The sequence below is a fragment of the Streptomyces sp. MMCC 100 genome (genome assembly GCF_041538145.2).
GTDB lineage: Bacteria > Actinomycetota > Actinomycetes > Streptomycetales > Streptomycetaceae > Streptomyces.
This window is the reverse complement of sequence record NZ_JBGORK020000001.1, coordinates 6,935,702-6,958,540: the sequence shown is the minus strand read 5'-3', so window position 1 is coordinate 6,958,540 and position 22,839 is coordinate 6,935,702. Positions and strand designations below refer to the sequence as shown.

Genomic DNA, 22,839 nt, shown 5'->3' with positions numbered 1-22,839 from the left:
ACGCGCGTAGATGGCGGAGGTCACGGGATGGTGATTGTTGGGTTGGAGGTTTCGACAGGGGGGTGGTCAGCAAGGGCGCTTGCGCAGTTCCATCACGTAGTCGTGGGGGGCGCCGGCCGATTCGGCGGCGTCCGCGATCTCGCCCAGGTAGCGGGCGGAGGGCAGGCCGCCCTCGTAGGCGTTCAGGACGTAGGTCCAGGCCCCTTCCTCGCCCTCCAGGGTGTGGACGCGGACGCGGGTGCGGCGGTAGATGTCCATGCCCACGCCCTCCCAGCGGTCGAGGGAGTCCTCGTCCATGGGGGCGATGTCGTAGAGGGACACGAAGACCTGGGAGATCGGGTCCTCCACGAGGGTCGCGATCGCGCCCTCCCAGCCCATGTGCTCGCCCCCGAAGGTCAGCCGCCACCCGTTCAGCCAGCCGGTGGCGCGCAGCGGCGAGTGCGGGGCGCGGCGGGTCATCAGCCGCGCGTCGAGGTTGCCGGCGTAAGCGGCGTAGAGCGACATGAGGGGAAGGGTACGGCAGGGGTGCGGGGCATCGCTGTTGTAACGGTGGTGGCCCCGGGCGGCCACTCGTTGAAGGGTGCGGGACAATGGAGTACGTGACTCGGATCGTGATCATTGGCGGCGGACCCGGCGGATACGAAGCGGCGCTGGTGGCCGCTCAGCTCGGCGCGGAGGTGACCGTCGTGGACTGCGACGGTCTGGGCGGGGCGTCGGTGCTGACCGACTGCGTGCCGTCCAAGACCCTCATCGCGACGGCTGAGGTGATGACCACCTTCGATTCGTCCTACGAGGAGCTGGGGATCATCGTCGCCGATGACACCCCGCCCATGGAGCAGGCCGCCCGGGTGGTGGGGGTCGACCTGGGCAAGGTCAACCGCCGGGTGAAGCGGCTCGCGCTGGCGCAGTCGCACGACATCACCGCCTCCGTCACGCGCGCCGGCGCCCGGGTCATGCGCGGGCGCGGACGGCTGGAGGGCATGCAGGGACTCGACGGGTCCCGCAAGGTCGTGGTGCGGGCCGCCGACGGAAGTGAGGAGACGCTGACCGCTGACGCGGTGCTCATCGCCACTGGCGGGCATCCGCGGGAGCTGCCGGACGCTCGGCCCGACGGTGAGCGGATTCTGAACTGGACCCAGGTGTACGACCTCGATGAGCTGCCCGAGGAGCTCATCGTGGTGGGGTCGGGTGTCACCGGTGCCGAGTTCGCCGGTGCCTATCAGGCCCTGGGGTCGCGGGTCACGCTCGTGTCGTCGCGGGACCGGGTGCTGCCCGGTGAGGACCCGGACGCGGCGGCCGTGCTGGAGGACGTCTTCCGGCGGCGCGGGATGAACGTCATGTCGCGGTCCCGGGCCCAGTCCGCCAAGCGGGTGGGCGACCGGGTGGAAGTCACGCTGTCGGACGGACGGGTCATCACCGGGTCGCACTGTCTGATGGCCGTCGGTGCCATTCCCAACACCGAGGGCATGGGGCTGGAGGAGGCCGGGGTCCGGCTCAAGGACTCCGGACACATCAAGACCGACCGGGTCTCGCGGACCTCGGCTCCCGGCGTGTACGCCGCCGGTGACGTCACCGGTGTCTTCGCGCTCGCCTCGGTGGCGGCGATGCAGGGACGGATCGCCATGTACCACTTCCTGGGCGATGCCGTGACCCCGCTGAACCTCAAGACCGTGTCCGCCAACGTCTTCACCGACCCCGAGATCGCCACCGTCGGCTACTCGCAGGCCGACGTCGACGCCGGCAAGATCGACGCCCGGGTGGTGAAGCTGCCGCTGCTGCGCAACCCCCGCGCCAAGATGCAGGGCATCCGGGACGGCTTCGTCAAGATCTTCTGCCGGCCCGGTACCGAGATCGTGGTGGGCGGTGTCGTCGTGGCGCCGCGTGCTTCGGAGCTCATCCACCCCATCTCGATCGCCGTCGACAACAACCTGACGGTCGAGCAGATCGCCAACGCCTTCACCGTGTATCCCTCGCTTTCGGGGTCGATCGCGGAGGTGGCGCGGCAGTTGCACACCCGGAAGGCCGGCGGAGAGGGCTAGCCGCGGCTTGAAATGACTCCCCGCCGGTCACGGGGAGTCGCGGTGCTTGCGGGTGGCATAGGCGGGCGGGGTAGGCCCGTATACCACTTCCAGTGGTGGCATGCGAACAACTTCTGTTATTCGGCGCATACTGCTGAAAGCAGACGGTCGTTGGGGTTACTGTCAGTTTCGTGTTCGCTGCAGAACGTCGCCAATTGATCCTCGAAATGGTGCGAGCGAACGGGGCCGTGTCGCTCCGTGAGCTCGCCCGCGTCGTCCAGACCTCCGAAGTGACCGTACGGCGGGACGTGCGCGCACTGGAGGCAGAAGGACTCCTCGACCGCCGGCACGGCGGTGCGGTACTGCCGGGCGGGTTCACGCGAGAGTCCGGCTTTCCGCAGAAGTCCCATCTCGCGACCGCCGAGAAGACGGCCATCGCCGATCTCGCCGCGGGCCTCGTCGAAGAGGGCGAAGCCATCGTGGTGGGGGCGGGTACCACGACGCAGGAGCTGGCCCGCCGGCTCGCGCGGGTGCCCGGGCTGACCGTCGTCACCAACTCGCTGCTGGTGGCCCAGGCCCTCGCCCACGCCAACCGGGTCGAGGTCGTGATGACCGGTGGCACGCTCCGGGGGTCCAACTACGCCCTGGTGGGGTCCGGGGCCGAGCAGTCCCTGCAGGGGCTGCGGGTCTCCAAGGCCTTCCTGTCCGGGAGCGGGCTGACCGCCGAGCGGGGACTGTCCACGTCCAACATGCTGTCGGCGTCCGTCGACCGGGCGCTGGTCCAGGCCGCCGCCGAGGTCGTCGTCCTCGCCGACCACTCCAAGCTGGGTACGGACACCATGTTCCAGACCGTGCCCACCGATGTCATCACCCGTCTGGTCACCGACGAGTCGCCGGGCCACGACGATCGCGCCGCCACCGAGCTCCAGGCCCTGGCCGACCAGGGCGTGCAGATCACCGTGGCCGGGGCCTCGGGGGGTGGTGCGGCGAACGGCGGCGGGACACCGGGGGCCTCGGGGGGTGAATCCGTGGCGCGCCAGCAACGCCGGGACGTGCCGCTTCCGGGGCCGCGCCGACAGGTTCCGGGCGCGGCGGCGGGCCTTCGGTCGGCCACCGCCCTGAGTGAGCAGAACGGCGGGGCGGAACGGGCGCGCGTCGCCGACATGCGTCGCCGGTAGTCGTCCGGCGGTCCCCGTCCGTCGGGCAGTGAGAGGGGCGCCCGGCGGACCGTGGGATACGGTCCGCCGGGCGCCCCTGTCGTGTGGTGCGGGCGTCCTCAGTCCTTGATCTCGCAGATCGCGGCGCCGGACGTGACGGAGGCGCCGACCTCCGCGCCCAGGCCCTTGACGGTGCCGGACTTGTGGGCGTTGAGGGGCTGTTCCATCTTCATCGCTTCGAGTACGACGATCAGGTCGCCTTCCTGGACTTCCTGGCCCTCCTCGACGGCGATCTTGACGATGGTGCCCTGCATCGGGGAGGCGAGGGTGTCGCCGGAGGCGGCGGGGCCGGACTTCTTGGCCGCGCGGCGCTTGGGGCGGGCCCCGGCCGCCAGGCCGGTGCGGGCCAGCGACATGCCCAGGCTGGAGGGGAGGGAGACCTCCAGGCGCTTGCCGCCGACCTCGACGACGACCGTCTCGCGGCCGCTCTCCTCGTCCGCCTCGGTGTCGGCGGGCGCGGTGAAGGGCTTGATCTCGTTGACGAACTCCGTCTCGATCCACCGGGTGTGGACCGTGAAGGGGTCCGTGGAGCCGGTCAGTTCGGGCGCGAAGGCCGGGTCGCGGACGACGGTGCGGTGGAAGGGGATGGCGGTGGCCATGCCCTCGACCTGGAATTCGTCCAGGGCGCGGGCGGCGCGCTGGAGTGCCTCGGCGCGGGTGCGGCCAGCGGCGCGGACATGCAATGCGTCCCGGTCCGGGTCCGCGTAGACGGCCACGCTCGCGATCCCGGCGTCCCGGCAGGCCCGGGCCACGCGGACAGCGATTTCGCCACGATTGGCGATGAGCACCTTCGTCAGCATGCCGCCTCCTGGACGTCCGTCCGGCCGGCGCCGAGCGCGTCGACGGTCGCGACGATGCGGCGGATGTCCGCACCGGGGGTGAACACCGCGGCCACGCCCATCGCTTCGAGCGCTCGGACGTCCGCGTCCGGGATGATGCCGCCGACCAGGATGCGGACGTCGCTCGCGTCCTCCCGCGCCAGCAGTTCGAGCACGCGCTCCACGATGGTCAGATGGGCGCCCGAGAGGACCGAGAGGCCCAGCACGGGTGCGTCCTCGGCGATGACGGTGGCGACGATCTGCTCCGGTGTCTGGTGCAGGCCGGTGTAGATCACCTCGTGGCCGGCGTCGCGCAGCGCACGGGCGATCACCTTGGCGCCACGGTCGTGGCCGTCGAGTCCGGGCTTGGCGATCACCACGCGCAACCGGGGCGGCGCCGTGGCACCACCGAGGTCTGCGCGCTGTCGCAGGGTGTTCATGATCTCTCCGATCGCGGGTTCACTGGGGGAGGGCTGAGGCGAGCCAGCCGACGGGGCCGTAGCCCTGTGGCGTGCGCAGGAGGCGGCGGGTGGAGGCCCAGGCGGCACCCGTGCGCCGGGGCGCCGGGGCGGCGGGGGCCGCAGTGCCGACGGTGGTCAGCAAGGTGACCACGGCGGCGAGTTCTTCCGGGGTGGGGTTGCCCCGTACGACCTTGATGGTCACAGTGGCTCCTTCCGGAGGGTTCAGAGGGGGATGTTGCCGTGCTTCTTCGGGGGGAGGGATTCGCGCTTGGTGCGGAGCTGGCGCAGGCCGCGGACGATGTGGCGGCGGGTGTCGGAGGGCATGATCACGGCGTCGACGTAGCCGCGTTCGGCGGCGGTGTAGGGGTTGAGGAGGGCGTCCTCGTACTCCTGCATCAGCCGGGCGCGTGCCGCGTCGGGGTCGTCGGAGCCGGCGATGGTCCTGCGGTGCAGGATGTTGACGGCGCCCTGGGCGCCCATGACGGCGATCTGGGCGGTGGGCCAGGCCAGGTTGAGGTCGGCGCCGAGGTGTTTGGAGCCCATGACGTCGTAGGCGCCGCCGAAGGCCTTGCGGGTGATGACCGTGATGAGGGGGACGGTGGCCTCGGCGTAGGCGAAGATCAGCTTGGCGCCGCGGCGGATGATGCCGTCGTGTTCCTGGTCGACGCCGGGCAGGAAGCCGGGGACGTCGACGAAGGTGAGGACGGGGACGTTGAAGGCGTCGCAGGTGCGTACGAAGCGGGCGGCCTTCTCGGAGGCGGTGATGTCCAGGCAGCCGGCGAACTGCATCGGCTGGTTGGCGACGATGCCGACGGGGCGGCCCTCGACGCGGCCGAAGCCGGTGAGGATGTTCGGCGCGAACAGCGGCTGGGTCTCGAAGAACTCGGCGTCGTCCAGGACGTGCTCGATGACGGAGTGCATGTCGTAGGNCAGCGGCGCGGACATGCAATGCGTCCCGGTCCGGGTCCGCGTAGACGGCCACGCTCGCGATCCCGGCGTCCCGGCAGGCCCGGGCCACGCGGACAGCGATTTCGCCACGATTGGCGATGAGCACCTTGCGCACGATTGAGGCTCCCTCCTTGAAACAAGCCGAGTTTAGGGACTGCCGACACGGCACTTCGACCCGTCCCCAATGGTGAGCTTGCCCACACGGAGCGTGATTCGAGGCTCGCTCGACCCGCGAAAGCCCTTGTAGTACCGCGCTACGCAGGACTCCTGGGGGAAACCCTAGTCCCCCTGTGTGGTCAAGGTCTCTGTAAGGGCGTGCTGCGGGCCACTCGGTTTCTTTGTGGAGTCCCTACTAATGGCCCAATGATTCTTTGCTCGTGCCGGAACCCTTGTGGCGAGGTTTACCCGTTAGTAGCGTTCCCCGTGTCTCGAACGTACTTGGGGTAACAGCTGTCCTGTGCGGCAGCGGTCGAAAGTGGGTGGGGACCGGTGTCAGTGCGCAGGCCGGTGGCGTGGGTCGTGGCGGTCGTGCTCTTCGTGGAGGCGGTCGGCGTCGCGGCGCTGAACTGGTTCCTGGGGATCGTCGTCGACCGGCAGGACATGTCCCTGGCCGGGCTCGACCCGGACACGATGTCCGTCTCCTCGAAGATCGGCGGGGTCGTCTTCGGGCTGTACTTCGCGCTCTGCGCCCTGGTCGCCCTGCTCGTGGCGGTGCGGGACCGCGCGCCCGCGGGGCTCGGCCGGATCCTGCTGATCAGTGCCGCCGTGGTGCACGGGCTGCTCGGCGCCTTCACCTGGGGGCTGGTGGGACCCGGCGCCTTCATCTTCATGATCGCCGTACTGGGCCTCATCGTGCTGCTGCTGATGACGTACGACACCCGTGAGGAGCCTGCCGCCGGGCCGCGGCCCCAGGGCGGCAACGGCGGCAAGGGCGACGACGGCTCCCCGGTCAGCCCTCCTGCGGCGCCCACAACTCCGTGATGCCGGTCCCGAGCTCGGCGAGGAGGCGGCGCAGCAGGGGCAGGCTGAGGCCGATGACGTTCCCGTGGTCGCCGTCGATGCCGTCGATGAACGGCGCCGAGCGGCCGTCCAGGGTGAACGCGCCCGCGACGTACAGGGGCTCCCCGGAGGCCACGTAGGCGGCGATCTCGTCGTCGGTCGGCTCGCCGAAACGGACGACGGTGGACGCGGTCGCCGAGACGTGGCGGCCGGAGGCGGTGTCCCAGACGCAGTGGCCGGTCTGCAGCGTGCCCGCCCGGCCGCGCATCGCCTTCCAGCGGGCGGTGGCCTCCTCGGCGTCCGCCGGCTTGCCGAGCGCCTGGCCGTCCAGGTCGAGCACCGAGTCGCAGCCGATCACCAGGGCGCCGTGCACCTCGGGCTTGGCGGCCACCACGGACGCCTTGGCCTCGGCCAGGGCGAGGGCCAGGTCGGCGGGGGTGGAGGCGGTGACGGCTTCCTCGTCGACGCCGCTCACCAGCACCTCGGGGGCGAGCCCGGCCTGGCGCAGCAGGCCGAGCCGGGCCGGGGACTGGGAGGCGAGGACGAGTCGGCGGCGGGGCTGCTGCTGGTCGGTCATGGGATCAGGGTATCGGCGGTGCGCCCGCCGCCGGCGTCAGTGCAGACCGAGCACGATCATCGCCAGGACCATGGCCAGCGCCAGGAAGACGCTCAGCCGCCGCAGCATGTCCTGCATGTCGCGCAGTTCCTTGGGCGGCTCGTTCTCGGGGTCGGACCACAGCATGTCACTAGCGTGGGGCTTGGCCGGGGGGCGGGGCTTGAGTACGGGTACCTATATCGGGGCGCGGGGTTGCCGTTCTGTGCGCGGTTCCCCGCGCCCCTAGGGGGTTCGGCCCTAGCTTGGCCAGTACGTGCGGCCCCATGAGGCCGGGCCGGGGTGGGGCAGGCGGTGGGCTGCGATGCGGGACGGGTCGGACCAGGCGTCCCTGGGACCCGAGGCGCCGGACGGCTCCGTCTCGATTGCGGCGGCGCGGGCCCTGACCACCGTCAGGGCGGCGGCCAGTTCTTCGGGGGTGGGGTTGCCCCGTACGACCTTGATGGTCACAGCGGCTCCTTCCGGGGGGATCAGAGGGGGATGTTGCCGTGCTTCTTCGGGGGGAGGGATTCGCGCTTGGTGCGCAGCTGGCGCAGGCCGCGGACGATGTGGCGGCGGGTGTCGGAGGGCATGATCACGGCGTCGACGTAGCCGCGTTCGGCGGCGGTGTAGGGGTTGAGGAGGGCGTCCTCGTACTCCTGCATCAGCCGGGCGCGTGCCGCGTCGGGGTCGTCGGAGCCGGCGATGGTCCTGCGGTGCAGGATGTTGACGGCTCCCTGGGCGCCCATGACCGCGATCTGGGCGGTGGGCCAGGCCAGGTTGAGGTCGGCCCCCAGGTGCTTGGAGCCCATGACGTCGTAGGCGCCGCCGAAGGCCTTGCGGGTGATGACCGTGATGAGGGGGACGGTGGCCTCGGCGTAGGCGAAGATCAGCTTGGCGCCGCGGCGGATGATGCCGTCGTGCTCCTGGTCGACGCCGGGCAGGAAGCCGGGGACGTCGACGAAGGTGAGGACGGGGACGTTGAAGGCGTCGCAGGTGCGCACGAAGCGGGCCGCCTTCTCGGAGGCGGTGATGTCCAGGCAGCCGGCGAACTGCATCGGCTGGTTGGCCACGATGCCGACGGGGCGGCCCTCGACGCGGCCGAAGCCGGTGAGGATGTTCGGCGCGAACAGCGGCTGGGTCTCGAAGAACTCGGCGTCGTCCAGGACGTGCTCGATGACGGAGTGCATGTCGTAGGNACGATGCCGACGGGGCGGCCCTCGACGCGGCCGAAGCCGGTGAGGATGTTCGGCGCGAACAGCGGCTGGGTCTCGAAGAACTCGGCGTCGTCCAGGACGTGCTCGATGACGGAGTGCATGTCGTAGGGCTGGTTCGCCGAGTCGGGGACGATCGTGTCCAGTTCGGCGTCCTCGTCGGTGACCGTGAGGTCGGCCTCTTCGGGGAAGGCGGGGGGTTCGGAGAGGTTGTTGGACGGCAGGTAGGACAGGAGCTGCTTGACGTACTCGACGGCGTCCTTCTCGTCGCCGGCCATGTGGTGGGCCACGCCCGAGGTGGAGTTGTGGGTGCGGGCGCCGCCCAGTTCCTCGAAGCCGACGTCCTCGCCGGTGACGGTCTTGATGACGTCGGGGCCGGTGATGAACATGTGGCTGGTCTGGTCGACCATGACCGTGAAGTCGGTGATCGCGGGGGAGTAGACCGCGCCGCCCGCGCAGGGGCCGACGACCAGGCTGATCTGCGGGATCACGCCGGAGGCGTGGGTGTTGCGGCGGAAGATCTCGCCGTAGGCGCCCAGCGAGGCGACGCCTTCCTGGATGCGGGCGCCGCCGGAGTCGTTGATGCCGATGACGGGGCAGCCGGTCTTCAGGGCGAAGTCCATGACCTTGACGATCTTCTGGCCGTAGACCTCGCCGAGGGCGCCGCCGAAGACGGTGAAGTCCTGGGAGAAGACGGCGACGGGGCGGCCGTCGACGGTGCCGTAGCCGGTGACGACGCCGTCGCCGTAGGGGCGGTTGGCCTCCAGGCCGAAGTTGGTGGAGCGGTGCCGGGCGAACTCGTCCAGCTCGACGAAGGAGCTCTCGTCCAGGAGGAGGTCGATGCGTTCACGAGCCGTCAGCTTGCCCTTGGCGTGCTGCTTCTCGACGGCGCGTGCGGAACCGGCGTGCGTCGCTTCCTCGATACGGCGCCTGAGATCCGCGAGCTTGCCCGCGGTCGTGTGGATGTCGGCGTTCACGAGCCGTCAGCTTGCCCTTGGCGTGCTGCTTCTCGACGGCGCGTGCGGAACCGGCGTGCGTCGCTTCCTCGATACGGCGCCTGAGATCCGCGAGCTTGCCCGCGGTCGTGTGGATGTCGGGCTGCTGCTCTTCCGGCTCGGACATCGGGATGCGGCTCCCTGCCTGCTCAAAAGGGGGGACGGTTACTCGTTCGTAGAGTAGTAGGGGCCCTTCCCTTCGGCAGTGCGGTCTTTCCCACACCTAGGGTGGGTTGCATGACGCCCCGAGACTCCTCCGACTCCCCCGACTCCCCGAACAACAGGTGGTCCGACCTGGACCGGCCGCCCCTCAGCAGCACGGCCCTGCGCCGGGGCCTGGTACGGGAGGGAGGGCTGTGGCGGCAGGTGGACGTGGTGCAGCGCACCGGCTCCACCAACTCCGACCTCGTGGCCCGGGCCGCGCGGGGGGACCTGGCGGAGGGCGTCGTCCTCGTCGCCGAGGAGCAGAGCGCCGCGCGCGGGCGCCTGGACCGGCAGTGGACGGCGCCGGCGCGCTCCGGGCTCTTCTTCTCCGTACTGCTGCGGCCCGCCGAGATCCCCGTGACCCGCTGGGGATGGCTGCCGCTGCTCACCGGCGTCGCCGTGGCGACCGGGCTGTCCCGCGTCGCGGGCGTCGACACCGCCCTGAAGTGGCCCAACGACCTGCTGGTGACCGTCGGCGACGAGGAACGCAAGGCCGGCGGCATCCTGGCCGAGCGGGCCGGCGACGACGGCGTCGTCATCGGCGTCGGCATCAACGTCTCGCTCCGCGCCGAGGAGCTGCCGGTCGCACGGGCCGGGTCGCTGGCGCTGGCCGGGGCCGTGAACACCGACCGGGACCCGCTGCTGCGCGGGGTGCTGCGGTCGCTGGAGGACTGGTACGGGCGCTGGCGTGCGGCCGGCGGCGACCCTGCGGTCAGCGGGCTGCAGGAGACGTACGCGGCGGGCTGCGCGACGCTCGGGCGCATGGTGCGGGCGGAGCTTCCGGGGGACCGGTCGCTCGTGGGGGAGGCGGTGGCCGTGGACGGCGACGGGCGGCTGGTGCTGGCGACGGAGGCGGGGGTGCAGGAGCCGGTGGGGGCGGGCGACATCGTGCACTTGCGGTTGGCGTGAGCGCCGCCCCGGGGCACTCTCGGAGTGCGGGCCGCACGGGAGTGAGCTGGGGCACACCTGACGTAAAGTTGGGGCCGGTCGAACCTGACCGCGGCAGATCGGAAAGGCAACAGGCGTGACCGTCGACGACACCGGCTCCGGCGCGGACGGGGACGGCCGGGTGGACCCCGAGCCCGCCCCGGACTCCGCCGACCCCGGCGAGGACCCGCTCGCGCTGCGCCTCGAAGGGCTCATCCTGGGCGCCGAGCGCCGCTACACCCCCTTCCAGGCCGCCCGCAGCGCGGGCGTCTCCATGGAACTGGCCTCCCGTTTCTGGCGGGCCATGGGCTTCGCCGACATCGGCCAGGCCAAGGCGCTGACCGAGGCCGACGTCCTCGCCCTGCGGCGACTGGCCGGTCTGGTGGAGGCGGGGCTGCTCAGCGAGGCGATGGCCGTCCAGGTCGCCCGGTCCACGGGGCAGACCACCGCCCGGTTGGCCGAGTGGCAGATCGACTCCTTCCTGGAGGGCCTGACCGAGCCCCCCGAGCCCGGGATGACGCGCACCGAGGTGACGTATCCCATCGTCGAACTGCTCCTTCCCGAGCTGCAGGAGTTCCTCGTCTACGTCTGGCGGCGCCAGCTCGCCGCCTCGGCCGGCCGCGTCATCCAGGCCGGGGACGACGAGGAGATGGTGGACCGGCGGCTCGCGGTCGGCTTCGCGGACCTGGTCGGCTTCACGCGGCTGACCCGGCGGATGGAGGAGGAGGAACTCGGCGAACTGGTCGAGGCCTTCGAGACCACCTCCGCCGACCTGGTGGCCGCGCGCGGCGGACGGCTGGTCAAGACCCTCGGCGACGAGGTGCTCTACGCCGCCGACGACGCCGGTACGGCCGCCGAGATCGCCCTGCGGCTCATCGAGACGATGGCCAACGACGAGACCATGCCGGAGCTGCGCGTCGGCATCGCCTTCGGCACGGTCACCACCCGGATGGGCGATGTCTTCGGTACGACCGTCAACCTGGCCTCCCGGCTCACCTCGATAGCCCCGAAGGACGCCGTCCTCGTCGACTCCGCCTTCGCGGAGGAGCTGATCCGCACCGGGGACGCCCCCGCATCGGAGGCGGCGGCGGCCGAGGCGGCGGCCGCCGCGGAGAAGGAGGGCGAGGAGCCGCCGGTGTACCGCTTCGCGCTCCAGCCGATGTGGCAGCGTCCGGTACGCGGTCTCGGCGTGGTCGAGCCGTGGCTGCTCACGCGCCGGGGCGACGGCGGCGGGGAGCCGTAGGGCGCCCGCAGTCCGGTTGTTCAGCCGTCGAACAGGTCGACGCAGAGGCCTATGACGGGCACGCACAGGCCCGGATCGTCGGGTTCCGGCGCCGGATCGGACGTCGGTGGCGTGCTGCGGCCCGGTGGTGCCGGGGTGGGGTGAGGCCCGGGCCCGTCGGACCGCGACGGCTGCGCGGTGCCCGGGGCCGGGGTGCGAGCCCGGTCGCCGGCGTCACCCGCCCGTTCCCTTTCCTCCCCTTCTTCCTGTGCCCTTTCCCCCGGCCTGCGCCCGTCGGAGGCGTCCGGGGTGCCCGGCACGGTCGTGGTCGTGGGGAGCGGGACCGCTGGACCGCTCGCGGACGGGCCCGGTACGAGACCGGGTATGAGGCCCGGTTCGGGGGAGCCGCTCAGGCCGCCCATGGCGGATGTCGCCGAAGGGCTCGCCCCGGGCGGTCCGCCGTCGGTGGCCCCGGCGGCAGGCGCCGTCGCCCGGTCCGAGGCCGTGCCCCCGCCCTCCACGCGCGGCGCGGCCCCGGCGCCGAAGCCGCCGCTCGCGTCACCACCGGGCTCGGGCAGCAGGCGTACGAGGCTCAGAGCGCCAGCCGCCGCCAGGGCGAGGCCGCCGGTGACCAGCAGCACCTTGCGGGGGCGGGGCCTGCGGTGCCGGCCCCGGCGGCACCACGCGTACCGCGGCTCCGTCCGCACGTCAGTGGGCGTGCCGGCGGTCGGCCTGCCGGTCGTCGGTGTGCCGGTCGTCGTCATGGTCCCTCCCCGGTGCGCACGCGCCCCCGCTGCGCCGTGGCGGAGCGAGGCTACGGTCTGCCGTCGGCCGGAGTGGGGCGGTCGGCCGTATGTCACTCGAACGGGTGGGCGGGGCCGGTGCGGGGAGCGGGCGCGTCCGGTCTTCCCCCGCGCGGGCCCGCCTGCGATGATCGGGCGGTCGACTTGTTAACACGCGTTAACCGGAGGGTGTCATGAGCGAGGAGCGGTTCGGAGAGTTCGTCCTGGTGCGGCGGCACGGGGACGGGCATGTCGCGGAGCTCGCGCTCGACCGGCCGAAGGCCATGAACGCCGTCTCGACCGCGATGGCCCGGTCCGTGGGCGCGGCCTGCGCGGCGCTGGGCGAGGACCGGAGCGTACGGGTCGTGGTGCTGACCTCGACCCACGAGCGGGCGTTCTGCGTCGGGGCGGACCTGAAGGAGCGCAACTCCTTCTCCGACGCCGATCTGCTGCGCCAGCGGCCGGTGACACGGGGGGCGTACACCGCGGTGCTCGAGCTGCCGCAGCCGACGGTCGCGGCCGTGCACGGGTTCGCGCTGGGCGGCGGGTTCGAGCTGGCGCTGTCCTGCGACGTGATCGTGGCCGACCGTACGGCCGTGGTGGGGCTGCCGGAGGTGTCGGTGGGGGTGATCCCGGGCGGCGGCGGTACGCAGCTGCTGCCGCGCCGGGTGGGGGCGGCGCGAGCGGCCGAGCTGGTGTTCACGGCGCGGCGGGTGGCGGCCGAGGAGGCGCGCGGGATCGGGCTCGTGGACCAGCTGGTGGAGGAGGGGCGGGACCGGGAGGAGGCGCTGGAGCTGGCGTCCCGGATGGCCGCGAACTCGCCCGTGGGCCTGCGCGCGGCCAAGCGTGCGCTGCGCCTCGGGCACGGCCTCGACCTGCGGGCGGGCCTCGAGGTCGAGGACGCGGCGTGGCGGTCGGTGGCGTTCTCGGGGGACCGGGCGGAGGGCGTGGCGGCGTTCAACGAGAAGCGGGCGCCGAGGTGGCCGGGCGAGTGAGGGGGCGCGGCCGTCGCGGCGGACCGCCCTGACGACACTCGCCCGGTTCGCCCCGCTTGAGTAACGTTTCTTCGTGAATCTCCCTAGCCTGGAGTGATGGGTGACGACAGGCGGCTCGCGGCCGTGGTGGCGCTTGCGCAGGGGATGGCCGCCGCGCACAGCGCGCGTGAGGCGTGGCGGGCGGCGGCCGTCGGCGGGTGCCTGGCGCTGGGCGGCAGCTTCGCCGCGCTGTCGGTCTGGGAGCGCGAGCTGGGCCGGCTCCGGGTCCTCGTGAACGTCGGCCGGCGGGCCGAGGGCGAGGAGGAGTTCCCGGAGAACGAGTCCTACCCGGTGCACCAGTTCGCGGAGATCACCGAGTTCCTGCACGAGCGCTGGGCCGGCGGCGGTGAACCCGACGCCTGGGTCGAGACGGCCGAGGGACCCGCCGCCGGGCGCCCCGGATACGTCCATCAGCGCGTCGCCGCCCTGCGCCGCCGGGGCCGGGGCTGCTGCGTGGTCGCGCCGATCGTGCTGCACGGGCGGGCGTGGGGCGAGCTGTACGTGGCCCGCCCGGTGGGGGAGCGGGTCTTCGAGCGGGCCGACGCCGACTTCGCCACCGTACTGGCCTCCGTCGTCGCCGCCGGGATCGCGCAGACCGAGCGGCTGGAAGAGGTCCGGCGGCTCGCGTACACCGACGCGCTCACGGGCCTGGCCAACCGCCGCGCCGTCGACTCCGCGCTGGACGAGGCCGTCGAGCGGCACCGCGAGGAGGAGGTCGTCGTCAGCCTCGTCGTCTGCGATCTGAACGGCCTCAAGCAGGTGAACGACACGCACGGTCACGCCGTCGGGGACCGGCTCCTGGAGCGGTTCGGATCGGTGCTGTCGCTGTGCGGGGCGATGCTTCCGGGGGCGCTCGCGGCGCGGCTCGGCGGGGACGAGTTCTGTCTGCTCGCGGTCGGGCCGCCCGCCGACGCGGTGGTCAAGGCGGCCGAGGAGCTGTGCCGCCGGGCGGCCGAGCTGGAGCTGGGGGACGGCGTGGCCTGCGGGGTCGCGTCCACGGAGGACCCGGTCGGGCCGGTCCGCTCCGCCCGCCGGCTGTTCCGGCTGGCCGACGCCGCGCAGTACCGCGCCAAGGCGGAACGCGCGGCCGGGCCGGTGGTCGCCGGGCGCGAGGGACCCGACGACCCCGTCGTGCGGCTCGCGGACGAGCCCTCCCGGGAGGAGGACGGGGAGCGCAGGCGGTTCCGTGGGCGGCACTCGCCGTGACGCCGATCCGGTAAGGGGCGCTACGGGCACGCATCTGTGACGTACCCCCTCGTGACATCATCGAATTCACTGCGTACGCTCCTGAATATGGATATGCACACTGTGGTGGTGGGGACGACCGGGGTCACCGCGTCCGACGTCCTCGCCGTGGCACGCGGCGGCGCCCGGATCGAACTCTCCGACGACGCGGTCGCCGCCCTGGCCGCGGCCCGCGGCATCGTGGACGCGCTGGCCGCCAAGCCGGACCCCGTCTACGGCGTGAGCACCGGCTTCGGCGCCCTGGCGACCCGGCACATCAGTCCCGACCTGCGGGCCCAGCTGCAGCGCAACATCGTCCGCTCGCACGCCGCCGGGATGGGCCCCCGCGTCGAGCGCGAGGTGGTCCGCGCGCTGATGTTCCTGCGGCTGAAGACCGTCTGCTCCGGACACACCGGCGTCCGCCCCGAGGTCGCGCAGACCATGGCCGACGTGCTCAACGCCGGGATCACCCCGGTCGTGCACGAATACGGCTCCCTCGGCTGCTCCGGCGACCTCGCCCCGCTGTCGCACTGCGCGCTCACCCTCCTGGGCGAGGGCGACGCCGAGGGCCCCGACGGCACCGTGCGGCCGGCCGGTGAGCTGCTCGCCGCGCACGGGATCACCCCGGTCGAGCTGCGCGAGAAGGAGGGCCTCGCCCTCCTCAACGGCACCGACGGCATGCTCGGCATGCTGGTCATGGCCCTCGCCGACCTCGACACCCTCTACAAGTCCGCCGACATCACCGCCGCGCTGACCATGGAGGCCCTGCTCGGCACCGACAAGGTGCTCGCCCCCGAGCTGCACGCCATCCGTCCGCACCCCGGGCAGGCGGCCAGCGCCGCCAACATGGCCGCCGTGCTCAAGGGCTCGGGCCTGACCGGCCACCACCAGGACGACGCCCCCCGGGTCCAGGACGCCTACTCGGTGCGCTGCGCCCCGCAGGTCGCGGGCGCCGGACGCGACACCATGGCCCACGCCGGCCTGGTCGCCGAGCGCGAGCTGGCCGCGGCCGTCGACAACCCCGTCGTCCTGCCCGACGGCCGGGTGGAGTCCAACGGCAACTTCCACGGCGCCCCGGTCGCCTACGTCCTGGACTTCCTCGCCGTCGCCGTCGCCGACCTCGGCTCCATCGCCGAGCGCCGCACCGACCGGCTCCTCGACAAGAACCGCAGCCACGGTCTGCCGCCGTTCCTCGCCGACGACGCGGGCGTCGACTCCGGCCTGATGATCGCCCAGTACACGCAGGCCGCCCTGGTCGGCGAGCTGAAGCGGCTCGCCGTACCGGCCTCGGCGGATTCCATCCCGTCCTCCGCCATGCAGGAGGACCACGTGTCGATGGGCTGGTCGGCGGCGCGCAAGCTGCGCACGGCCGTCGACAACCTCGCGCGCGTGATCGCCGTCGAGCTGTACGCCGCCACGCGCGCGATCCAGCTCCGCGAGGGACTGACCCCGGCACCCGCGTCGCAGGCCGTCATCGACGCCGTACGGGCGGCCGGTGTCGAGGGTCCCGGTCCGGACCGGTACCTGGCGCCCGACCTCGCCGCGGCGGACGCGTTCGTGCGCGCCGGGCACCTGGTCGCGGCGGCGGAGACGGTCACGGGGCCGCTGCGCTAGCCAGCCGGTGGTGACGTGTGGAGGGGGCCCGGCGTGACGTCGGGCCCCCTCGCACGGTTTCCGGGCCCTCAGGCGCTCCCGGGTGTGCTCCGTGCCGGTCAGGGCGGTCAGGAAGATCTCCCGGCAGTCAAGAAAGCCAAAAGAACGTCAAGTTCTCTCAAAAGCCGAGGCGTTCCCGGCGTACCGAGTAGCCCACGAAGCCGGCGCCGAGACCGAGGCAGAGGGCGCCGCCGACGACGTACGGCGTGCTGTCGAAGCTGCCGGTGTCGGCCAGCCGGGTCGTGCCCTCGCCGGTCGCCGCCGTGTCCGTGGCGGTGTCCGCGGAGGCGGCTCTCGCCTGGGCCGTGACCTGCGGAGACGGCGTCGCGGCCGCGGACTCGAGCACCGGTGTCTCGGGTGTCGCGTTGGCCGACGGGACGAACCACAGGGCACACAGCAGGCCGCCCGCGGCGGTGGCGGTCAGCAAGGAACGGCGAGCGGATGACACGGAATATCGATCCCCTTGTGGCGCTGGCGAATTGGCCGTGTGGGCAGATGTTAGTGAAAGGCGCGGGTCACAGGAAAGTCACGGGAGGGGTCGGCCTTACGCTCCGGGCATGAGCACTCCAGAGACATCACGGTTTGTACGTATTCGCGTCGAGCTGGTTCTCGAGATCGACGACGAGGAGGCCGTCACCGGGGCCGCGCTGCAGGCCCTCGCCGAGGACGCCGAGCTGTCCGACGCCGAACGGGCCGACTCCGAGCGCGCTGTGACGGAGGACACCGCCGAGGCCCTGGCCCATCTGGTGGACCCGTTCGACCTGGTCGGCGCGGTGCCCGGGGTCGAGCTCCAGCAGGCCTCCTGGAGCAGTGAGCAGATCGACTACGACCCCGACTCGCCCGAGTGGGACCTCGACGAGGATGATGGCGACGAGAACGACCCGGAAGACGATGAAATGACGGTCGGCTGACGCGGTGTGGGGAAATTCCTGACCCCGGACGGCAACCGCCGTCCGGGGTTTCGTCGTCTCACGGTGCGCACTGACCGACACCTCCCCGCACCGCCTCCGCCCCCTGCGGCAAACGTGGTATGCCCCACACCCGTGAGCGATGTGGAACGGGACGAACCGGTCGTAGCGTTGAAAGTTATTGACGGGGTATCTCGGGGTTTCGGGAATCGGCAACGATGGAGAAGCGTGTGATGACGGACGGTAAGCGGCGCAAGGGCCTGGCGGCCGCGTCCGCACTGCTCGGCGGTGTGCTGGTGCTTTCGGCATGCTCCAGTAGCGACGCCGACACCTCCGGGGGTGGGGACGGCAAGACCTCGCAGGCCGAGGTCGACGAAGCGGCGGCCAAGAAGACGTCCGAGGCCCAGATCAAGATCACGCCCAAGGGCGGCTCGGACAACGCCTCCATCAACAACTCCGCCGGCGTCACCGTGAGCAAGGGCACGCTCACCGAGGTGAAGATGACCGCCTCGGACGGCACCGAGGTCAGCGGCGAGATATCCGCCGACAAGACGAGCTGGAAGCCCAGCGGCCAGCTGGAGCGCGCCACCAAGTACCAGATCACGGCGACCGCGCAGGACTCCGAGGGCCGTGCCGCCCACGAGAACGCGTCGTTCACCACGGTCTCCCCCCAGAACAGCTTCATCGGGACCTTCACCCCGGACGACGGCAAGACCGTCGGCGTCGGGATGCCCGTGTCGATCAACTTCGACAAGCAGATCACCGACAAGGCCGCCGTCCAGAAGGGCATCACGGTCAACAGCAGCAGCGGCCAGGAGGTCGCCTGCCACTGGTTCTCGACCCAGCGCATGGACTGCCGTCCCAAGGACTACTGGCAGGAGGGCTCGACCGTCACCCTCAAGCTGGAGCTCGACGGGGTCGAGGGCGCCGACGGCGTCTACGGCGTCCAGCAGAAGTCGGTCACCTTCAAGATCGGCCGCAACCAGGTCTCCTACGTCGACGCGAAGACCAAGCAGATGAAGGTCACGCAGGACGGCAAGACGATCAAGACCATCCCGATCTCCGCCGGCTCCCCCGACAACAAGACCTACGAAGGCCAGATGGTGATCTCCGAGAAGTACAAGGAGACCCGGATGGACGGCTCGACCGTCGGCTTCACCGACGACGACGGCAAGGGCGAGTACGACATCAAGGACGTGCCGCACGCCATGCGCCTGAGCACCTCCGGCACCTTCATCCACGGCAACTACTGGGGCAAGGGCATCTTCGGCAGCGTCAACACCAGCCACGGCTGCGTGGGCCTGGAGGACGCCAAGGGCGCGGGCGACCCGAACACGCCGGGTGCCTGGTTCTACAACAACTCGATCATCGGTGACGTGGTCGTCGTCCAGAACACCGGCGACAAGACCATCGCCCCGGACAACGGCCTCAACGGCTGGAACATGGACTGGGCCCAGTGGAAGGCGGGTTCGGCGGTCTGACGCCGAAGTCCCTCCGGGCCGACAGCACTTCGCGCGGGCGCCCGCCACTCCTGACTCGGGAGTGGCGGGCGCCCGCGCCTTTTCCGGCTTCTCATCCTTCTCTTACGCGGGGCTTATCCCTTCATCACGGGCCGTCCCTACTTTGCGGCCATGTTCTTCACCTATCTGAGGCGCGAGCTGCGCCGACGCAGAAAGGCGGCCCTCGTCGTCGCCTCCGGTCTGGCGCTGGGCATAGCGCTGGTCATCGTCGTCGACTCCGTCTCCTCCGGCATGGGCCGGGCCCAGGACAAGGTCCTGCAGTCCCTGTACGGGCTGGGCACGGACATGACGGTCACCAAGGCAGCCGAGGCCTCCTCCGGCAGCACCGCCGAACGGCCGCGCTTCCGCTTCGACGCGCAGGACGACGGATCCGAGGAGGAGCAGAGCACCGACCGCGTCATGGTGCAGGGCTTCCAGACGCTGGCGAGTTCCACCGTCGGAAAGGTCGCCGGCCAGAGCGGTGTCGCCGACGCGGTGGGCGGCCTGAGCCTTCAAGTCGTCAAGGTCAGCGGCGAGTTCTCCCGCGGTCAGTTCAAGCAGGACGCCTCCGGCGGCGGCACGGCACAGGGCCAGGGCCAGGGCGGCGGACCGGGGGGCGAGCAGTCCCCGCAGGGCCGTGTCCAGGGCGGCGGCGCCGACTTCGACGTCAACAGCTACTCCGTCTACGGCACCGACGTCACCGAGCCTGCCCTCGGCCCGCTCACCACGTCCACCATCACCAGCGGCCGCACCTTCAAGGAGTCGGAGACCGACGCCAAGGTCGCCGTCGCGGACTCGGCGTACGCCAAGGAGAAGAAGCTCAAGACCGGCAGCACCGTCACCGTCAAGGACACGAAGTTCGAGATCGTCGGCATCGCCACGGCCGACAGCGGCGACGCGGCGGCCAACCTCTACGTGCCGCTGAAGCAGGCCCAGACGCTGGGTGACGCGAAGGACAAGGTCACCACGATCTACGTCAAGGCGACCGACTCGCAGCGGATCGACGGCGTCAAGTCCGCGATCCAGAAGAACATCTCGGGTACGACGGTCACCACCTCCGCCGACCTCGCCGACACCGTCTCCGGCTCCCTGTCCACCGCCTCCTCGCTCGCCACCGGTGTCGGCAAGTGGCTGTCCATCGTCGTCCTGGCGGCGGCCTTCCTGGTCGCCGGCCTGCTCACCTCCTCCGCCGTCTCCCGCCGGGTGCGCGAGTTCGGCACGCTCAAGGCGCTCGGCTGGCGCTCGGGCCGGGTCACCCGGCAGGTGATCGGCGAGGCCGTCGTCAACGGCCTGGTCGGCGGCGCGCTCGGCATCGCCCTGGGGCTCGCGGGCGCGTACGCCGTCACCGCCGTCAGCCCGACGCTGCAGGCCCAACTGGGCAGCGGCACGGGCGGTGGCGGGGGCGCGGGCGGCCCCGGCGGTTTCGGCGGCGGCGGCACGGGCGGCCCCGGCAGACAGGCCGCAGCCAAGACCCTGGACATCGCGCTGACCGCACCCGTCAGCCTCACCACCATCGCCCTCGCGGTCGCCCTCGCCGTGGCCGGCGGGCTCGTCGCCGGCGGCTTCGGCGGCTGGCGCGCCTCGCGGCTGCGTCCGGCGGACGCCCTGCGCCGCGTCGAGTAACCGCCGCCCCGCTCCCTCACGTTCGTTTCCCCAGGAGTCGCACCATGTACGAACTCAGCGGCGTCACCAAGCGCTACACCCGTGGCAAGGCCACCGTGCACGCCCTCGACGGCGTCGACCTGACCATCGCCGACGGAGACCGCCTCGTCATCCAGGGCCCCACCGGCGGCGGCAAGTCCACCCTGCTCCAGATGCTGGGCGGCCTCGACCGGCCCAGCTCCGGCGAGGTCGTCCTCGACGGCACCGATCTCGCCAAGCTCCCCGAGGCCAGGCTGACCCGGGTGCGCAGCGAGAGCATCGGCTTCGTCTTCCAGTCCTTCAACCTGATCCCGACCCTGACCGCCCAGGAGAACGTCGAGACCGCCCTGGTCCCGCTCGGCGTCCGGGCGAAGGACCGGCGCGAGAAGGCCGCCGAGGCGCTCGCCTCCGTCGGCCTCGGCGAACGCCTCGGTCACCTCCCCGGCGAGATGTCCGGCGGCCAGCAGCAGCGCGTCGCCATCGCCCGCGCCCTGGTGAAGCAGCCGAAGGTGCTCCTCGCCGACGAACCCACCGGAAACCTCGACGAGTCGACCCGCGACGAGATCATGGACGTACTCGACCGCATGTGGAAGGAGCTGGGCCTCACCTTCGTCATGGTCACCCACGACTCGGCGATCGCGAAGAAGGCCCCCCGCGTGGCCACCATCCGCCAGGGCCGCATCACCGTGAAGGAGAACGCGTCGGCCTGACACCGCGCGTCCGGCGGGCCGCCCGTGCTCGGGGCGGGCGGCCTCCGGTCATGAGGCCAGGTCCAGCCATTCCCCGACGGCCAGGACGTGTGCGCGCCGCCCGGCGTGCGTGCGGAACTCGGCCGCCGGGTCGGAGACCTCGACGTAGCCCGCGATCTTGTCCGGCTGCTCCGGCTCGTAGTGGATCGGCACCGCGTACCGGGCGTCGAGGATCTCCGCGGCCGCGGCGGCCTGCCGCGGATCAAGCGCGGCGGGCAGCGGGCTCGGCGGCCGCAGGTGCGGTGCGTCGACCACCGCGCCGTTGGCGGGCAGGAAGACCGCGTCGAACGGGCTGAACCGGCGCGCGACGAGCCACCAGTAGCCGTGGAACATCGTGTCGCCGCCGTGGAAGATCCGCTGTCCGTCGGCCTGCACCACCCAGTTCACCTGCGGGTCGCCCAGCCCGTCGACGGCGGGGACCGCGGTGACGCGGAACGGCCCCACGTCGCGCGTGGACCAGACGTCCACGACCTCCACGGCCAGCCGGTGCCGGACCAGCTCCCGCTCGGCCGGCAGCGTCGTCACGTTGTCCACGTCGTCGCCGTGACCGGGCGCCGGTCGCAGCACCGGCGCTCCCGGCGTCAGCGCCTGTGCGAGCGCGGACGCGTCGGTGTGGTCCCGGTGCAGGTGGGTGACGAGTGCGGCGCAGGCCCTCCCGCTCGGCGTCGCCAGCCCCACGCCGGGCTTCCACCCCGTGAACAGCGGTGAGAGGTCCCGCACGTAGTCGATCACCATGCGCTCGCCGCCCGCCTCGACCTCGAGTCCGGCCCAGCCCAGTCGTCGTACCCGCATCTCGCACTCCTTCGTTCCGGATTCGTCCCGGTGGAGATCCGAACGTTAGCGTACGCGCGTTCGCTAAACCAATATCGAACGAGCGTACGCTATCCTTGGTCGCATGTCACCACGACGCTCAGCGGCCGAAGCGCAGGCCACCAGGGGCCGGATCCTCGGCCGTGCCGCCGAGATCGCCTCCGAGGAAGGGCTGGACGGCATCACCATCGGCCGGCTCGCCGAAGAGCTGGAGATGAGCAAGTCCGGGGTGCACAAGCACTTCGGCACCAAGGAGACGCTGCAGATCTCCACCCTGGACAAGGCGTTCGTGGACTTCTGGCACCGGGTGGTCGAGCCGGTCCTGGCCGAGCCGCCGGGTCTGCGGCGGCTGCGCGCGGTGTGCGCCAACTCCGTGGGCTACCTCGAAGAGCCACTGCTGCCCGGCGGCTGCCTGATGACCGCGGCCCTCTCCGAGTACGACGGCCGCCCCGGCCGGGTCCGCGACGCCGTGGCCGAGGTGTGGTCGCGCTGGCGGGAACAGCTCCGGGCGGACCTGACCGCGGCGGTGGACAACGGCGAGCTGCCCGCCGGGTTCGACGTCGACCAGGCGTTGTTCGAGATCGTCGCGGCCGGACTGGCGTTGAACGCGGCCATGCAGCTCCAGCACGACCGGACGGCCGCGGACCGGGCCCGCCGCGCGATCGAACGGGCCCTGGACCAGTCCTGACCCTCACCGACCGCTCCGGACCGCCGGGACGGCGGGTTCCCGAACGTCGCCGAGTGGCGGCTCTCCGGCGACTTCGCACCAGACCGTCTTGCGCTCCGCGCACTGCTCCACGCCCCACCGCAGCGCCGGCGCGTCGAGGAGGGCGAGGCCGCGCCCGCACTCGTCGGTGACGCGGGCAGGCCGGGCGAGGGGCAGGGCGCGTGGGTCGGGGCGGTGACCTCCACGCGGGTGTGGCC

Annotated in this window: 24 protein-coding genes and 3 pseudogenes; 13 read left to right on the top strand and 14 right to left on the bottom strand. The window is 71.9% G+C overall.

All coding sequences use genetic code 11. The features are described from left to right. Positions 1-66 precede the first annotated feature (66 nt). Positions 67-504 (bottom strand): gamma-glutamylcyclotransferase family protein, encoded by a 438-nt coding sequence (locus ABS735_RS32080; RefSeq protein ID WP_373901625.1) that lies wholly within the window; start codon positions 502-504, stop codon positions 67-69. Between the two features lie 86 nt (positions 505-590). On the opposite strand from ABS735_RS32080, the gene ABS735_RS32075 reads away from it, so the two are divergent. Together ABS735_RS32075 and ABS735_RS32070 are read left to right on the top strand one after the other, a co-directional pair. Then, positions 591-2,039, top strand: a complete 1,449-nt coding sequence (locus ABS735_RS32075) for an NAD(P)H-quinone dehydrogenase (RefSeq protein WP_362108072.1) — start codon at positions 591-593, stop codon at positions 2,037-2,039. A gap of 170 nt (positions 2,040-2,209) precedes the next feature. Continuing rightward, positions 2,210-3,196: a DeoR/GlpR family DNA-binding transcription regulator gene (locus tag ABS735_RS32070; protein WP_373901626.1), complete on the top strand. Its 987-nt coding sequence runs from the start codon at positions 2,210-2,212 to the stop codon at positions 3,194-3,196. 98 nt (positions 3,197-3,294) lie between these two features. On the opposite strand, the gene ABS735_RS32065 is transcribed toward ABS735_RS32070, so the two are convergent. The 5 genes and pseudogenes from ABS735_RS32065 to ABS735_RS32045 all read right to left on the bottom strand — a co-directional run. Beyond that, a complete protein-coding gene (locus tag ABS735_RS32065) occupies positions 3,295-4,035 on the bottom strand; it encodes a biotin/lipoyl-containing protein (RefSeq protein WP_476755860.1) in 741 nt (246 codons plus the stop codon). Then, the gene (locus ABS735_RS32060; RefSeq protein ID WP_373906640.1) at positions 4,029-4,493 is read right to left on the bottom strand and encodes a cobalamin B12-binding domain-containing protein; all 465 of its coding nucleotides are present in this window, start codon (positions 4,491-4,493) and stop codon (positions 4,029-4,031) included. The genes ABS735_RS32065 and ABS735_RS32060 overlap by 7 nt, the downstream gene beginning before the upstream one ends. Before the next feature lie 19 nt (positions 4,494-4,512). After that, positions 4,513-4,716, bottom strand: coding sequence for an acyl-CoA carboxylase subunit epsilon (locus ABS735_RS32055; RefSeq protein WP_373906639.1), 204 nt, complete (start codon positions 4,714-4,716; stop codon positions 4,513-4,515). A 20-nt stretch (positions 4,717-4,736) separates the two neighbouring features. Continuing rightward, positions 4,737-5,456 (bottom strand): annotated as a pseudogene (locus ABS735_RS32050) (acyl-CoA carboxylase subunit beta); the annotation flags it as partial. Then, positions 5,428-5,577: pseudogene (locus ABS735_RS32045) on the bottom strand (biotin carboxylase N-terminal domain-containing protein); the annotation flags it as partial. The pseudogenes ABS735_RS32045 and ABS735_RS32050, both read right to left, overlap by 29 nt. A 374-nt stretch (positions 5,578-5,951) precedes the next feature. Between ABS735_RS32045 and ABS735_RS32040 the strand changes: the two are divergent. Next, the gene (locus tag ABS735_RS32040) at positions 5,952-6,443 is read left to right on the top strand and encodes a hypothetical protein (protein ID WP_373902761.1); all 492 of its coding nucleotides are present in this window, start codon (positions 5,952-5,954) and stop codon (positions 6,441-6,443) included. On the opposite strand, the gene ABS735_RS32035 is transcribed toward ABS735_RS32040, so the two are convergent. The 5 genes and pseudogenes from ABS735_RS32035 to ABS735_RS32015 form a co-directional block, all read right to left on the bottom strand. Further along, on the bottom strand, positions 6,412-7,038 hold the full coding sequence (locus ABS735_RS32035) for a nucleoside triphosphate pyrophosphatase (protein WP_373902760.1): 627 nt from the start codon (positions 7,036-7,038) through the stop codon (positions 6,412-6,414). The two genes, ABS735_RS32040 and ABS735_RS32035, sit on opposite strands and share 32 nt — an antisense overlap. 36 nt (positions 7,039-7,074) lie before the next feature. Further along, positions 7,075-7,203 carry a morphogenic membrane protein MmpB gene (mmpB, locus tag ABS735_RS32030; RefSeq protein ID WP_373902759.1) on the bottom strand — a complete coding sequence of 43 codons (129 nt, stop codon included), beginning with the start codon at positions 7,201-7,203 and terminating at the stop codon, positions 7,075-7,077. A gap of 111 nt (positions 7,204-7,314) precedes the next feature. Continuing rightward, positions 7,315-7,524: an acyl-CoA carboxylase subunit epsilon gene (locus tag ABS735_RS32025; RefSeq protein WP_373902758.1), complete on the bottom strand. Its 210-nt coding sequence runs from the start codon at positions 7,522-7,524 to the stop codon at positions 7,315-7,317. A gap of 20 nt (positions 7,525-7,544) precedes the next feature. After that, entirely contained in the window at positions 7,545-8,243 is a 699-nt protein-coding gene (locus tag ABS735_RS32020; RefSeq protein WP_476755859.1) for an acyl-CoA carboxylase subunit beta, read from the bottom strand. Positions 8,244-8,254: 11 nt separating this feature from the next. Next, positions 8,255-9,244 (bottom strand): annotated as a pseudogene (locus ABS735_RS32015) (acyl-CoA carboxylase subunit beta); the annotation flags it as partial. Between the two features lie 255 nt (positions 9,245-9,499). Between ABS735_RS32015 and ABS735_RS32010 the strand changes: the two are divergent. Continuing rightward, positions 9,500-10,375: a biotin--[acetyl-CoA-carboxylase] ligase gene (locus ABS735_RS32010; RefSeq protein WP_373902755.1), complete on the top strand. Its 876-nt coding sequence runs from the start codon at positions 9,500-9,502 to the stop codon at positions 10,373-10,375. A 115-nt stretch (positions 10,376-10,490) separates the two neighbouring features. Next, entirely contained in the window at positions 10,491-11,636 is a 1,146-nt protein-coding gene (locus ABS735_RS32005; RefSeq protein ID WP_373902754.1) for an adenylate/guanylate cyclase domain-containing protein, read from the top strand. A gap of 20 nt (positions 11,637-11,656) precedes the next feature. Here ABS735_RS32005 and ABS735_RS32000 read toward each other — a convergent pair whose 3' ends face one another. Next, positions 11,657-12,379, bottom strand: coding sequence for a hypothetical protein (locus tag ABS735_RS32000; protein WP_373902753.1), 723 nt, complete (start codon positions 12,377-12,379; stop codon positions 11,657-11,659). A 212-nt stretch (positions 12,380-12,591) separates the two neighbouring features. Here ABS735_RS32000 and ABS735_RS31995 point away from each other — a divergent pair, with 212 nt between their 5' ends. The 3 genes from ABS735_RS31995 (at position 12,592) to hutH (ending at position 16,269) form a co-directional block, all read left to right on the top strand. Beyond that, a complete protein-coding gene (locus ABS735_RS31995) occupies positions 12,592-13,392 on the top strand; it encodes an enoyl-CoA hydratase/isomerase family protein (RefSeq protein ID WP_373902752.1) in 801 nt (266 codons plus the stop codon). 96 nt (positions 13,393-13,488) lie between these two features. After that, complete coding sequence (locus tag ABS735_RS31990; protein WP_373902751.1) at positions 13,489-14,637, top strand: GGDEF domain-containing protein; 1,149 nt, start codon at positions 13,489-13,491, stop codon at positions 14,635-14,637. A 93-nt stretch (positions 14,638-14,730) separates the two neighbouring features. Further along, on the top strand, positions 14,731-16,269 hold the full coding sequence (hutH, locus tag ABS735_RS31985; protein WP_373902782.1) for a histidine ammonia-lyase: 1,539 nt from the start codon (positions 14,731-14,733) through the stop codon (positions 16,267-16,269). Positions 16,270-16,426: 157 nt separating this feature from the next. Here hutH and ABS735_RS31980 read toward each other — a convergent pair whose 3' ends face one another. Beyond that, the gene (locus ABS735_RS31980; RefSeq protein WP_373902750.1) at positions 16,427-16,756 is read right to left on the bottom strand and encodes a hypothetical protein; all 330 of its coding nucleotides are present in this window, start codon (positions 16,754-16,756) and stop codon (positions 16,427-16,429) included. Positions 16,757-16,865: 109 nt separating this feature from the next. Here ABS735_RS31980 and ABS735_RS31975 point away from each other — a divergent pair, with 109 nt between their 5' ends. The 4 genes from ABS735_RS31975 to ABS735_RS31960 all read left to right on the top strand — a co-directional run bounded on the left by ABS735_RS31975 (position 16,866) and on the right by ABS735_RS31960 (position 21,066). Next, positions 16,866-17,219: a hypothetical protein gene (locus ABS735_RS31975; RefSeq protein WP_373902749.1), complete on the top strand. Its 354-nt coding sequence runs from the start codon at positions 16,866-16,868 to the stop codon at positions 17,217-17,219. A gap of 230 nt (positions 17,220-17,449) precedes the next feature. Next, positions 17,450-18,697 (top strand): L,D-transpeptidase, encoded by a 1,248-nt coding sequence (locus ABS735_RS31970; protein ID WP_373902748.1) that lies wholly within the window; start codon positions 17,450-17,452, stop codon positions 18,695-18,697. A 150-nt stretch (positions 18,698-18,847) separates the two neighbouring features. Beyond that, positions 18,848-20,338, top strand: a complete 1,491-nt coding sequence (locus ABS735_RS31965) for an ABC transporter permease (RefSeq protein ID WP_373902747.1) — start codon at positions 18,848-18,850, stop codon at positions 20,336-20,338. A gap of 44 nt (positions 20,339-20,382) precedes the next feature. After that, positions 20,383-21,066, top strand: coding sequence for an ABC transporter ATP-binding protein (locus ABS735_RS31960; protein ID WP_373902746.1), 684 nt, complete (start codon positions 20,383-20,385; stop codon positions 21,064-21,066). 48 nt (positions 21,067-21,114) lie between these two features. On the opposite strand, the gene ABS735_RS31955 is transcribed toward ABS735_RS31960, so the two are convergent. Further along, positions 21,115-21,897: an MBL fold metallo-hydrolase gene (locus tag ABS735_RS31955; RefSeq protein WP_373902745.1), complete on the bottom strand. Its 783-nt coding sequence runs from the start codon at positions 21,895-21,897 to the stop codon at positions 21,115-21,117. A 103-nt stretch (positions 21,898-22,000) separates the two neighbouring features. Here ABS735_RS31955 and ABS735_RS31950 point away from each other — a divergent pair, with 103 nt between their 5' ends. Beyond that, on the top strand, positions 22,001-22,603 hold the full coding sequence (locus ABS735_RS31950; RefSeq protein ID WP_373902744.1) for a TetR family transcriptional regulator C-terminal domain-containing protein: 603 nt from the start codon (positions 22,001-22,003) through the stop codon (positions 22,601-22,603). Positions 22,604-22,839: the final 236 nt, after the last annotated feature.